At 39.7% G+C, this 11,960-nt stretch carries 11 protein-coding genes and 1 pseudogene; 1 reads left to right on the top strand and 11 read right to left on the bottom strand.

Annotation, left to right across the window (positions count from 1 at the left end):
- Nucleotides 1–24: 24 nt before the first annotated feature.
- A pseudogene (locus tag KFO40_RS09770) lies at nucleotides 25–1,062 on the top strand (Eco57I restriction-modification methylase domain-containing protein); the annotation flags it as partial.
- Between the two features lie 58 nt (nucleotides 1,063–1,120).
- Here KFO40_RS09770 and KFO40_RS09765 read toward each other — a convergent pair.
- From KFO40_RS09765 to dnaK, 11 genes are all read right to left on the bottom strand, one after another.
- Nucleotides 1,121–2,191 (bottom strand): Eco57I restriction-modification methylase domain-containing protein, encoded by a 1,071-nt coding sequence (locus tag KFO40_RS09765; RefSeq protein WP_229122554.1) that lies wholly within the window; start codon nucleotides 2,189–2,191, stop codon nucleotides 1,121–1,123.
- Nucleotides 2,175–2,828, bottom strand: a complete 654-nt coding sequence (locus KFO40_RS09760; RefSeq protein WP_008658999.1) for a master DNA invertase Mpi family serine-type recombinase — start codon at nucleotides 2,826–2,828, stop codon at nucleotides 2,175–2,177. The genes KFO40_RS09765 and KFO40_RS09760 overlap by 17 nt, the downstream gene beginning before the upstream one ends.
- 115 nt (nucleotides 2,829–2,943) lie before the next feature.
- Nucleotides 2,944–3,582 carry a hypothetical protein gene (locus tag KFO40_RS09755; protein ID WP_008658997.1) on the bottom strand — a complete coding sequence of 213 codons (639 nt, stop codon included), beginning with the start codon at nucleotides 3,580–3,582 and terminating at the stop codon, nucleotides 2,944–2,946.
- A complete protein-coding gene (locus tag KFO40_RS09750; RefSeq protein ID WP_008658996.1) occupies nucleotides 3,582–4,481 on the bottom strand; it encodes a relaxase/mobilization nuclease domain-containing protein in 900 nt (299 codons plus the stop codon). Before KFO40_RS09750 ends, KFO40_RS09755 begins: the two co-directional genes overlap by 1 nt.
- Nucleotides 4,465–4,839 carry a MobC family plasmid mobilization relaxosome protein gene (locus KFO40_RS09745; protein ID WP_008658995.1) on the bottom strand — a complete coding sequence of 125 codons (375 nt, stop codon included), beginning with the start codon at nucleotides 4,837–4,839 and terminating at the stop codon, nucleotides 4,465–4,467. The genes KFO40_RS09750 and KFO40_RS09745 overlap by 17 nt, the downstream gene beginning before the upstream one ends.
- A 95-nt stretch (nucleotides 4,840–4,934) precedes the next feature.
- Nucleotides 4,935–6,737, bottom strand: coding sequence for a DUF3987 domain-containing protein (locus tag KFO40_RS09740; RefSeq protein ID WP_008658994.1), 1,803 nt, complete (start codon nucleotides 6,735–6,737; stop codon nucleotides 4,935–4,937).
- Nucleotides 6,688–7,287, bottom strand: a complete 600-nt coding sequence (locus tag KFO40_RS09735; protein WP_032497372.1) for a BT4734/BF3469 family protein — start codon at nucleotides 7,285–7,287, stop codon at nucleotides 6,688–6,690. Before KFO40_RS09735 ends, KFO40_RS09740 begins: the two co-directional genes overlap by 50 nt.
- On the bottom strand, nucleotides 7,284–7,637 hold the full coding sequence (mads1, locus tag KFO40_RS09730) for a methylation-associated defense system helix-turn-helix domain-containing protein MAD1 (protein WP_008658991.1): 354 nt from the start codon (nucleotides 7,635–7,637) through the stop codon (nucleotides 7,284–7,286). The genes KFO40_RS09735 and mads1 overlap by 4 nt, the downstream gene beginning before the upstream one ends.
- A 314-nt stretch (nucleotides 7,638–7,951) precedes the next feature.
- Nucleotides 7,952–9,214, bottom strand: coding sequence for a site-specific integrase (locus KFO40_RS09725; protein WP_008658989.1), 1,263 nt, complete (start codon nucleotides 9,212–9,214; stop codon nucleotides 7,952–7,954).
- Complete coding sequence (locus KFO40_RS09720) at nucleotides 9,214–9,756, bottom strand: helix-turn-helix domain-containing protein (protein ID WP_008658987.1); 543 nt, start codon at nucleotides 9,754–9,756, stop codon at nucleotides 9,214–9,216. Before KFO40_RS09720 ends, KFO40_RS09725 begins: the two co-directional genes overlap by 1 nt.
- 204 nt (nucleotides 9,757–9,960) lie before the next feature.
- A complete protein-coding gene (gene dnaK / locus KFO40_RS09715; RefSeq protein ID WP_004313949.1) occupies nucleotides 9,961–11,874 on the bottom strand; it encodes a molecular chaperone DnaK in 1,914 nt (637 codons plus the stop codon).
- Nucleotides 11,875–11,960: the final 86 nt, after the last annotated feature.

Here is an 11,960-nt window from a genome sequence, read left to right as displayed (position 1 = left end):
TGTTGACCCTCAAAAGAGGGCTTCGATATTGTCATCGGCAATCCACCATACGGTGCTAAATACGACAACCAAACAAAGAGGTATTATAAGAATACCTATGTGACGGCAAATAGCATCCGAGGATTACAGAAGGGGTCTCTTGATACATATACACTATTCATAGAATTGGGATACAATCTGCTTAGGAAGAATGGGAGTTTTGCCTATATCGTTCCAATATCCTTGACATCAAGTGATTCCCTAACAGGCGTACACCGTCTTTTGATGGGAAACTGTGATACCATATACATATCATCGTATGCAGTACGTCCTAAGCCTGTTTTTGAGAACGCTGTAGTAAACACTTCGATACTTCTTTTTAAGAAGACTGAAACGCCATGTCAGTATCTTTTCTCAACCAAGATGCACAGAAGAGGGAATGAGTTTGAATTACAAAGGCTCATTGATAATTTGCAATTTGTTGATGTGAAAGGGCAAACACTTTATGGTCGTATTCCAAAGATAGGTTCTGAAATAGAGAAAACCATCTTAAACAAACTCTTCAACTATACAAAGTTGGGAGCTCTTATCAAGACTTCAGGGAGTCCAATCATATATAGGTTTGCAGGAGGGCGATATTTCAAAGTCGTAACAAATTATAGTACCGGTTCATCAGCAGAGAGAACTATCTATTTCGCTAATTCCAAAATCGCAGATGCTGTTGGCTGCATACTCAGTAGCAGTTTGTCATTTTGGTTCTATCAGATTTTTTCTGATAATTTAAATTGGAAGACATACGAGATAGAGAATTTCACAGTTCCACAGCTCTCAGCTGAGGATATTGACTATCTTGACAAGTTGTATTCTCGTTATCTTTCTGACATAGAGGCAAAAGCTAATATCAGAATAACTTCTGGAGAGTCCACCTATAATGTTGATTCATTCAAGGAATACAAAATTGTACGCTCCAAAGCCATCATTGATGAGATAGATGACTACATCTGTCCACTATACGGATTGACGCAGGAGGAAACCGATTTTATCAAAAATTACGAATTAGAATTTAGGTTGGCTGGAGAATGAATGATAATTGGAGGATAATCCCTCCAATTATCATAATCTTTCCTTTCAGAATTAACGCTTATTCAGCATTTCGATATTGATAGTCATAATTGATTAAAAAATTTATTTCAATCTCAGATAAACCATATTTTTCTCCAATAAATTTATCAATTGCATCAATATGCATTTTAGATTGTCTTGCAAAAAAACATTTCAGTCCCGTTTTAGTTGTCTGGCTCTTTGAATATAAATCATTAAGATAAGTATCATATAAAGTATTTATTTTATCAAGTTCTTCATCTGAAAATGATTCGAATGGGATAGGAAACATTTCTAATTCGGATGATCGTAGGTTATGCCAATCTGAGTGTATCAGCCAAAACCAATAGAAAAGGTTACTTGACAAGGCTGCTCCTACAAGACTTTGATATTTTTCTCTGACTTTCAATTCCCCTTCTGCAGAAGAATGAGTAGGAATCTTAGTTATTATTTTATAGTACCTACCACCTGCCTTCCGGTAATAAATAGGTAAACCTTCTCGTTTATACACATCTTTTATTGTTGTGACACAACGCTCTAATTTGCATAATATTCCTAATTCTATTTCATTGCCTATCTTTGGAATTCTCCCATTGCGAATATGATGAAGGGCATTTACAAACTTTAGGTCATCTAAGAGTAACCACAGAGATTCATCAGAATAGCGTTTGTTGATATACGTAGTCATAATTCTTGTGGCCTTGTTGCTGGATTTTTTAAAACTAATAATGGATACTTGTTGTTCTGCACTTTCAAATATACGGCGTGGTCTGTCTCCATATGAACTGACATAGATTTCGTCACAGTGATTTATTAGTAGTCTATGAAGTCCTGACATTGCATCGGAAGCAGTAACACTTAGTGGAACAATAAAGATTGCATTTCCTTTAGTGTGTAATATTTGGTAACCTAAATCAATGAAAAGCGAAAAAGTATCTAAAGATCCTTTTTGTATATTAGGTATAGTTTGAGCAGATGTAAATATATGTTTGAAGCATGCTTTGTCTATAGATGAAATTTTAGCACCATACGGTGGATTGCCGATGACAATATCGAAGCCCTCTTTTGAGGGTCGCTTCTGTAGTACATAGAAATCAATGATAGATACCATACTCTTCCCACCCTTCTTGTTGACAATTTATAGGCAAATGAAGCCCCGTATAAACGAGATAACGATATAATGTTGTTTTTGAAACTTTCAACCTTTTAGATATAACAGTTTTTTCTGTTCCTTTAGCCAACTCTTTTACAATATAATCATGTTTGTTGGCACATTTGGGATTAAGTCTACAGCGAAAGCCACGACAATGTCCGAGCATAGCCCCTTCTGATTTTTTTCTCGCTAATGCCTCTTTTGTACGTTGACTGATAAGATTGCGTTCAATCTCAGCTGACAATCCAAAAGCAAAGGCAAGGACTTTACTTTGTATATCTTCCCCTAGTCGATAGTTATCTTTAATTGTCCATACCTTACATTCCTTTGTCATACAGATATTCAAGATTTCCATAATCATAAAAAGATTACGTCCAAGACGTGAAAGTTCACTACAGATGATAATATCATCTTTGCATACTTTACGCAGTAAACGTCCAAGCTGTCGTTTTGTGTAATTTTTCGTTCCACTGATAGTTTCTTCTATCCAATCGTCAATTGTTAACTCATTAATTTTACAGAAATTACTTATCTCAAAACGTTGGTTTTCTACAGTTTGTTTATCACTGCTTACTCTAATGTATCCGTAAATCATAACGCTAAAATTTATATTAACATACACCAATATAAAAAAATCCCTTCACAATTAATTGAAATGTAAAGGGATAAATTGGAATAAACAGTATATACGTAAAATGTAAAAGCATATACTAATTTCCCCTTTTTATTGTTTCTATCAAGTACTGATGCTGTTCCTTCACTGCCCTATACATAGAATAATGTGCAAAGGATTCTTCCTTAAATTTCATACTACTAGCAGAAGCAGCAACAGCCCATATAATAATAATGGCAATAATGGGCACTATATACTGGAGTTTTATATGATAGCCACATATAAACAACCCACTGATATTAGGAGGAATAACGGTTACAGGGCTTTTCAATTCATTGATTTTTACTAATATCTCATCCTGCCGTTTCAATATACATCGAGTATTAGTTTCGATAGTCATACGATTTTGATTGTAATCGCAGACATGCCTATAAAGATATTCAAGAAGTTTAGACTTTTGCTTGAATAAATCAATGAGTTTTGGAAACCATAGCGAAAACGGCAATGTGTTGGGCTGCTGTTGCCAGATATGTTTCTTGACCACAGACAAGGCTTCATTCCAGCAAGTACAGAAACTTTTGGCAATTCCAGTATAAATGGTCTTTTCATTGAAATCCGCTTTTACAGATTGTTCTGGTTTAGGAACTGTGGTGTTCTGTTTTTCAATACACACTTTCAGTTCGTTGATACTTTGACGCAAATTCGCAAGATTTGCAGCTACTACATCTTCTTTCATTATCTTCTACGTTTTGTGGTTTTATGAAAAGGTTCGTTTCTTTCGTTGTCTCTGTTTTTATCGTTTCGCCATCCTTGTTCATTGTTGGTTCCTCCACCTCCACTGGGAGTTATGGCTTGATGGGGTTGAATAATCAGTTCTGCTGCCATATTACCCAATGTAGCACAAAGGCTGTTAAAACTCAAATCACGGTCAAGTTTAGAACCAGCCATGCTATACTCATCCTGACTGAATGATATACCACGAATTTTATCAGAATTCTCAGCATGATAAAAACGCATATCTATACCCAAGCCTTTGAGAATGCTAAAAAAGTCATTCCACGAATGAGAATTTGCTCGCGCATCAAGCACAGAAGAACGAAGATTATACTTCCGTAGTTGATGAGGACGCAAACGGCTTTTATTTCTGGCTTTACTATTTTTAGGGGCAAAGTAAAGTCCATACTCTTTAGTCAAAGTCCGACAGACTTTTGCATTGCGTATTCTTTCATTGCTGTCGGAAATGAGATTGCCTTTATTGTCTATCCGATTAAATACCAAATGACAATGAGGATGTTTCGTATCGTGATGCCGGGCTATGATATATTGAGTATTACGAATCCCCATTTGTTCCATCCATTTCTTGGCAATCTCCACCATCAGCGCATCCCCTTCTTCATTATCGGGAAAACGGCTAATATCTTGCGAAGAGAAAGCAAGTGATACGTGCTTCACAGGACTCTTTACTTTCGGGCGCATGGATGCTTGAAGGCAAAAAGAATCGGCAATCAACTTATTGCTAATGGCACATACTCCTTCGTGCGCTAAAAGTGTAGCGCATTTCTTCTTGTTCTTTTGGTCGTTGGCGTAGTTTACAATACCTCCGAAATCAACTCTTGTTTTAATCTTCGCTATCATGACAGGTATTCTTTACTTGGGTGATAATTCTACTAACTTCCGAGACAATCAAAAAACACTGTTGTTTGACTGTTTCCAATCCATAGATGTGCATCTGATGGGCAATCTGATTGACGTTATTGGCGATACCGGAAAGGTCACGAATTGCCGATACCATTTCCGGACTGATACGTTGACAGACTTGACAATCCATTGCAGCCTGATGGCAAAATTCATTGACAGATAATCCTGCCTGTTCCGCTTTGGATTGGATATAAATGTAGTCGTTCTCGGTAAACATTACCCGAAAACATTTGGTACGTTTCTGATAGCTCGCCAACTTTGGGCGGCCACCAAGTTTCTTTTCCTTTATACTCATATTCATTCTCAATATTGATAAATTGTTTTTTTGAGAGTGGCAGGTCTGTCGCTTGCCCCACAGGTTTTAGTGGCACTAAAACACAAACTTGCCACTCAAAAAATCTTCCTATATTTCCCCTGCTCTATCCGGCATAGCTTGCTATCTTTAATAAAGGCTTCTATCCACTTGTTTGCCGTACTCCCATTCTCACCTAAAGCTAAAACTGTCGCATCATAATCCTTTTTAGTGAATGTTTCGGGCAACATATTATAAAGGGTATTCCTTCGTGCATAAACGCCAATTTCTTGTGAAGCGGGTTGTAATCGCTTAGACTGGTTTCCTGACAAATTCTGATAAATGAATACGGCATGATAAAGCAGGGTGTCGCAAATACTCATGGCTATGGAATAGTCAAACTCATGGCAAACCAATTGTACAGTCTCGTCAGAAGAAGATTTGTGAATCACATTATCCAAATGTCGGATAGCAGTCAACACCATCATTATACGATAAGCAATCAGTCCCATCCGTCTGACTACTCCTTGCATCTTATTATCCACTTCGTCACAACACTCTTCATTCACACGGCTGAGATATTCAATAAAGTGTTCCTGTAAATCGGAGGGAAGGGAGAATGAATAATTTCCCTGTCGTACAAATTCCTCATGCAGATGGCAGAATTTATCTCCCAATAGTTTGAACATTCCATTTTTGGATTGAGAAATGTCGCTTGTGGCAAACACATTTCTTATGCCTCGCTTGAAGCGGATGATATAGAAACAAAAGCGACTCATCAATCCGTTCTCCGCATCAGGTATCAATCTTCTTACCTGTTCGGGAGTTCCAGCTAAAGCTACAGAAACTCTCGGATTAGCTACTTCACAATACTCCCTATCTTTGCGACGGCTCAAACTGACCAACTCATGATGGAATGCCTTCCGCAACACATCGGAATAATTACCATAGTCCGACTTCAAAGTCTGGCTTAACGTGTCGCCCTCCGATTCAAACAACAGCCCAATTCCGTCATTATCTCCCAATATCTTCAAGAAAGAGCTTGCGCTGCTATTGGCTGGAATGACAAGCATACGCATGGGCGGTTCGACCAGCATAGTCATTCCACTATCTTTCTTACCTTTGATATAAGCATTCATCGCTTCCTTGTATTCCTGTTCCAATCGTTTTGAAAGTTCATGCAAATGGCGGTTGATAGGAGCTACAAGTTCTCGGCATAAAGTCAATGCTCCTTTTCCCATACCGGCATCTGCCACAACGAACAGGTATAGATTCGGATAAACAATACGCTCATCGTACACACCACAAACATTATGAAAGCAGACTGACAAACACACAATAGCCCCAATCAGTATCGTATCACGGTCATCTACTGAAATGGAATTATTGACAACCTCATTTAGAAAAGGAGGAAGATGCTCAAACACACATTCAGGAAATACAGGAAGTTCTTCTTCTGATTTTATCCATTTACCCGTTTTACCATTTTGGATATTTGGTAAAATGGATAAATGCTCTTTACTGAACGGAGCCAATGAGATTACGGCTTGATTTGCCAAATGGAAGAAAGAACGGATAGTAATGCCTTGCCCTTTGGAGTGCAGACAATGCGTGTATTGTTTATCCGTTTCTTCCCTTTGATAGGTAGGGTAAAACCTGCTGATGCGGTGATAATACTCCCGTCCGTTCTCTCCTAATCCATCCACAAGTGCAAAGCCCAACTCTACCCAATCTTTATAATTAGGGGCTATATCAATGGCACGCCGTTCTATCTCCCGAACAACACTTTCCACATCTTCCTCCACCTTATTATATATAGGGGCAATACTTGGCGTATGTATTTGCTGTATTTCAGAAGGGACATTCTCCCAATCTTGGGCGGAAAATATTTTCTTCGACATCATCTTTGTATTTATGGTTAATATATGCTTGTGGGTCGTATGGCAGGAAGCAAGAACGAGCTACATCACTGCCAGATATATCCGCTGATGGCAAACCTGTTGCTTTAATACAATTAGCAACAGCCTTGAAATATCGGGAATGTTCCCAGCCTTTCAAGTCTACAGGTATTATCCACTTCAATCCATTACCGGATGGACTGACAAATAATAGTTCCGTATCAAAATATTCATGATTGAGTAATTGCTGTTTTAGCTCCACGATATTCTCCACATGGTCAAAATCCAGACACATCAATCCTGAGTGCATAATCAGTTCCTTTTCATTCCGTTTACGGAATAATCCCGAAAAAGTACAATAGTCGAAATGGGTGGCTTTGTATCTTTTGGATTCGGGAGAAGATAGCATCGAACGCAGAGACTCGGTTTGTGGTTGCGCATAATGCCCGATGATATAACGATACACATCCACAATACCTACCGCCCTTATCGGTTCGATGTTTTGAATGGGCTTGCGAAAGAACGAAAAGCAATAGTCTGTCGTTTCCATCATCTGATAATCTTTTTAGATTCGACAAATCGTCTGGCTTCTTCCATTAAGTCATCCTGTGTCTTATGCGATTTATTCTTCAACCAATCATCAATTTCCGATTGCAAGAAAGCTAATGCCTTATTTATTTTATGTACGGGAATCTGTTTGGTTGATACCCATCCATAAACCGTTTGCTTGGCTGGATGTGATGGCAGATAAGCGCAAAGCTCGTCTATATCCATCCACTTAGGTGAGCTACTTGCCTGCTTATGTTGCAAGGCATTTACTTTGGATTGCAGTACTTCTACGGACTCAATTAGGTAGGACAACGCATTCGGCATTTCCTCCAATGAATTTACTTTATAAGCCATTTTTTCTTCGTATTAAAGTTTATGCCGCAAAAGTATAGGGATGCTTATAGGTGCTAAATAGGTGCTTGACCGCCACCAATCAACCGCTCATTTACCACTGACAGATTTAAGTTTCATTAATACGAGAATTTATTGGAAGACATAATGAAAGGGGAATAAACCACTATTGGGACTAACACATTCCTTGTCGAAAGCCTCAATGCTACAAAATACCCCTCAAAAAGCCGATGCTTCATGAGGGGTAAACGGTGGTAAATACATGATAGGTATCACATAAGTTGTTGGTGCTCAGAGGTGGGAGCCTCCACCACAACCTATAAATCCAAATTGTCTATATGCAGCGTATTGGCGGCTTTCTCTTTTTGTTCGTTTACGATGTGCGTATAAATCTGCGTGGTTTTGACGTTAGTATGTCCCATCAAAGACTTGATGGTATATATGTCAACGCCATTTTCCAGCAACAGCGAAGCGTAGCTATGGCGGCCACAATGGAAGGTGATGTGCTTCTTGATACCGGATGCTTCTATCCAGACTTTCAACGGGCGAGAAATCCAAGAGGCATCAGTCAATCCTTCAAAAACAAGTGCTTCATCATCGTCTGGACGTATGCCGCATAGTTGAAGTGCCTGTTGAATGACTGGCTTGTAATCGGGCCTTTTTGTCTTTTGCTGAATTACGACAGCTTGCCATGTACCCTTGCTTGTTTGCTGAATTTGTTTCCATTTCAAAGTTTGAATATCACTATGCCGCAATCCAGTGAGAATAGAGAACAAGAACGCACGTTTCAAAACATCATCTTTGCAAGGAGTACCAACCAACATTTGCACTTCATTCATAGTAAGCGCAACACGAGGTTTCTCAATGTTTGTTATTCCCTTTACTTTCGCACTAATATCAACGGTCAGATATTCATCAATGAATGCCTGTTTCAATCCGGCTTTGAGTATAGAGAAATAAGTCGATGCTGTGTTTTGTGAGATAGTACCTTTCTTATTCCCTCCCATTGGAGCACGGAGAAGGAACATCTTAATATCTTCAAGCAGTTTAACGGAAATCGCCTTGAATGGAATTGGCTGCCCCTGCGAATACATTTTCAATAATTCACCTACACGCCTCCAGTTGACTATAATCGAATCGGAACTGTTGGGATGACGTGTGCTTATAATACGATTGAAATACTTGATAAAATCCTGTTCGCTCCGCTCATTCTGTGCTGCGATTTCGTTTTCCTTATCAGTGTAAAGGATGGCACTATCGTATTCGTGTTGGCGTAACTTACGAACATTGTCGGCATAGATGCAAGCCTCTTGGTCTATCGTTGAACGGCATTGGATAATCCCATTCAAATCACGCTTAGGCTTATAGTTGAATGTTCCATCCGGCAGGATACGTGCAATGGACGACTTGTCCCAAATGGGTGTGGATATAGTCCGGTTAATGGATTCTACCACACGGCTTGCCCGAGTTGAACCTCGCTTATAAACTGGGTATGATTCTATAATCAAATACCACTCTTCTTTGTAGTTCGACCTTCTGAGCTTGACGGTCACTTTGGTATTAGGTAATGCTTTCTTCATCACGACTTGTATAATTTATCAATTTCAGATTTGGGAACATAAACATAGTTACCGATTTGGCGTATAGGAATAGAATGACGGCGTATGTGCTTAAATACACTGCTGTCATTGATATGGAACTTCTTTGCAATCTCTCCGATGGTGTAACAATCTTTGGGTTCAAAAGACAATGCTTCTTTTTTTCTCTTTCTACTCCCTGCCTTTGTTTTGAAGTGTTCGTCCATATATTGCCGACTAAGGCGTGTTAGACGTTGACCAAAATTGTATGACGGTATCAAGCCTTGCCGTATCATACGATAAAGAACGTCTTTACTAATGCCGTAAATCAACATAGCCTCTTTTACGGTTAGATACCCCTTGCAGGATGGTATTCGTCTAATCAGTGCTTGGCGTATCGCTTCTTTCTCTTTTGCGATTTGTCTTTTCTTATATGCTCTCTTGGAACAAGCAGGGCAACAATACTTCGACACTAATGTGGAAGGAGTAAAGATTTTACCACACTCCTCGCAACTTCTTTGAATGGTGTAATTTCCTCTTGGCATATTCTTCTCGTTTTAAATGGTTTATATCAATCTAAGTTGTACCTTATCGCCAAATAAGACGTGTCGCAAACATGTCGCAAATAAGAGATAAAAAAGCCCATAGAAAACACATAGCAACCATGAACCCCCATAAACGCAAAAAGCGTGCAACTCATTGAGCTGCACGCTTTTGCTTGTTGTTTATTATCTGTATCCTTATCGGAATCATTTGACTTCCTCAAAGTCAGCATCCTGAACGTTATCTCCATGCTTGCTATTATCTTGCTGACCAGCATCACCGTTCATATCAGGACCAGCCTGTGCACCACCTTGTGCACCACCCTGTGCGTACATTTCAGCACTTGCAGCCTGGAAGGCAGTATTGATCTCTGCCATAGCAGTATCAATAGCAGCCAAGTCCTGTGCTTTGTGAGCATCTTTCAACTTCTGCAAAGCAGCTTCAATCGGAGCTTTCTTATCAGCAGGCAACTTATCACCTAATTCCTTCAACTGATTTTCAGTCTGGAAGATTACGCTGTCAGCCTGGTTCAGCTTATCGATTTTTTCACGTTCTTTCTTATCTGCTTCAGCATTAGCTTCAGCTTCAGCCTTCATCTTTTCGATTTCTTCCTTGCTCAAACCGCTGGATGCTTCGATGCGGATAGCTTGTTCTTTACCAGTAGCCTTATCTTTAGCAGATACTTTCAAGATACCGTTCGCATCGATATCGAATGTAACCTCAATTTGAGGAACACCACGACGGGCCGGAGCAATACCTGACAAATTGAACTGACCGATTGATTTATTCTGAGCAGCCATCGGACGTTCTCCCTGCAATACATGAATCGTAACTTCACTTTGATTATCAGCAGCAGTAGAGAATGTTTCACTCTTACGAGCCGGAATGGTAGTGTTAGCGTCGATCAACTTAGTCATTACACCACCCAGTGTTTCGATACCCATTGACAGCGGAGTAACATCCAACAATACTACACCTTTGATTTCGTCTGTCAAAACAGCACCCTGCACAGCAGCACCAATAGCTACTACTTCATCCGGATTCACACCTTTAGAAGGAGCTTTGCCGAAGAAATCTTCTACCAATTTCTGAACAGCCGGAATACGTGAAGAACCACCAACAAGGATTACTTCATCAATATCAGCATTGTTCAAACCTGCATCGCTCATTGCTTTCTTACATGGTTCAAGACAAGCCTGGATCAATTCGTGAGCCAGAGATTCGAATTTTGCACGAGTCAAAGTCTTCACCAAATGCTTAGGCACACCACCTACCGGCATGATATACGGCAAGTTGATTTCTGTACTTGTAGAAGAAGAAAGCTCAATCTTAGCTTTTTCAGCAGCTTCTTTCAGACGTTGCAAAGCCATCGGATCCTGAGTCAAGTCAGCACCTTCGTCGTTCTTGAATTCCTGTACCAACCAGTTGATGATTACCTGGTCGAAGTCGTCACCACCAAGGTGAGTATCACCGTTTGTAGAAAGTACTTCAAATACACCACCACCAAATTCGAGGATAGAGATATCGAATGTACCACCACCAAGGTCGAATACAGCAATCTTCATATCTTTGTGAGCCTTATCTAGGCCGTAAGCAAGAGCTGCGGCTGTCGGTTCGTTTACAATACGTTTTACTTCCAGACCGGCAATCTGTCCGGCTTCTTTTGTAGCCTGACGTTGAGAGTCGGAGAAATAAGCAGGAACGGTGATGACTGCTTCTGTTACTTCCTGTCCAAGGTAATCTTCGGCAGTCTTCTTCATTTTCTGAAGAATCATTGCAGAGATTTCTTGCGGAGTATACAGACGTCCGTCGATGTCAACACGCGGAGTGTTGTTGTCACCTTTCACTACTTTATAAGGAACACGAGTCACTTCTTTTTGTACCTGATCCCAATTTTCACCCATGAAACGTTTGATAGAGAAGATTGTACGTGTAGGGTTCGTAATAGCCTGACGTTTTGCAGGATCACCCACTTTACGTTCGCCACCATCAACGAAAGCGACAACAGAAGGAGTTGTACGCTTACCTTCACTGTTTGCAATTACTACAGGTTCGTTACCTTCGAATACGGCAACACAAGAGTTTGTAGTTCCTAAGTCAATACCAATAATTTTTCCCATGATCGTTATTTTTTTATTTATTATTTATTCAATGATTTCTTTTTGTCCGGTTGTTTCTCTGCTCTTATCAAGGAGCTTCGCCGCGA

This window comes from Bacteroides sp. 1001302B_160321_D4 (assembly GCF_015667765.1).
Classification (GTDB): Bacteria; Bacteroidota; Bacteroidia; order Bacteroidales; family Bacteroidaceae; genus Bacteroides; species Bacteroides xylanisolvens.
The sequence above is the reverse complement of the archived record's forward strand: the minus strand, read 5'-3'. Positions and strand labels throughout refer to the sequence as shown.

Bases quoted from the DNA above. Each gene is read 5' to 3' on its own strand.
- KFO40_RS09725 (WP_008658989.1), bottom strand. From the start codon at position 9,214: ATGAAGAAAGCATTACCTAATACCAAAGTGACCGTCAAGCTCAGAAGG.
- KFO40_RS09750 (WP_008658996.1), bottom strand. From the start codon at position 4,481: ATGATAGCGAAGATTAAAACAAGAGTTGATTTCGGAGGTATTGTAAAC.
- mads1 (WP_008658991.1), bottom strand. From the start codon at position 7,637: ATGGCTTATAAAGTAAATTCATTGGAGGAAATGCCGAATGCGTTGTCC.
- dnaK (WP_004313949.1), bottom strand. From the start codon at position 11,874: ATGGGAAAAATTATTGGTATTGACTTAGGAACTACAAACTCTTGTGTT.
- KFO40_RS09740 (WP_008658994.1), bottom strand. From the start codon at position 6,737: ATGTCGAAGAAAATATTTTCCGCCCAAGATTGGGAGAATGTCCCTTCT.
- KFO40_RS09765 (WP_229122554.1), bottom strand. From the start codon at position 2,191: ATGGTATCTATCATTGATTTCTATGTACTACAGAAGCGACCCTCAAAA.
- KFO40_RS09745 (WP_008658995.1), bottom strand. From the start codon at position 4,839: ATGAGTATAAAGGAAAAGAAACTTGGTGGCCGCCCAAAGTTGGCGAGC.
- KFO40_RS09720 (WP_008658987.1), bottom strand. From the start codon at position 9,756: ATGCCAAGAGGAAATTACACCATTCAAAGAAGTTGCGAGGAGTGTGGT.
- KFO40_RS09735 (WP_032497372.1), bottom strand. From the start codon at position 7,287: ATGATGGAAACGACAGACTATTGCTTTTCGTTCTTTCGCAAGCCCATT.
- KFO40_RS09760 (WP_008658999.1), bottom strand. From the start codon at position 2,828: ATGATTTACGGATACATTAGAGTAAGCAGTGATAAACAAACTGTAGAA.
- KFO40_RS09755 (WP_008658997.1), bottom strand. From the start codon at position 3,582: ATGAAAGAAGATGTAGTAGCTGCAAATCTTGCGAATTTGCGTCAAAGT.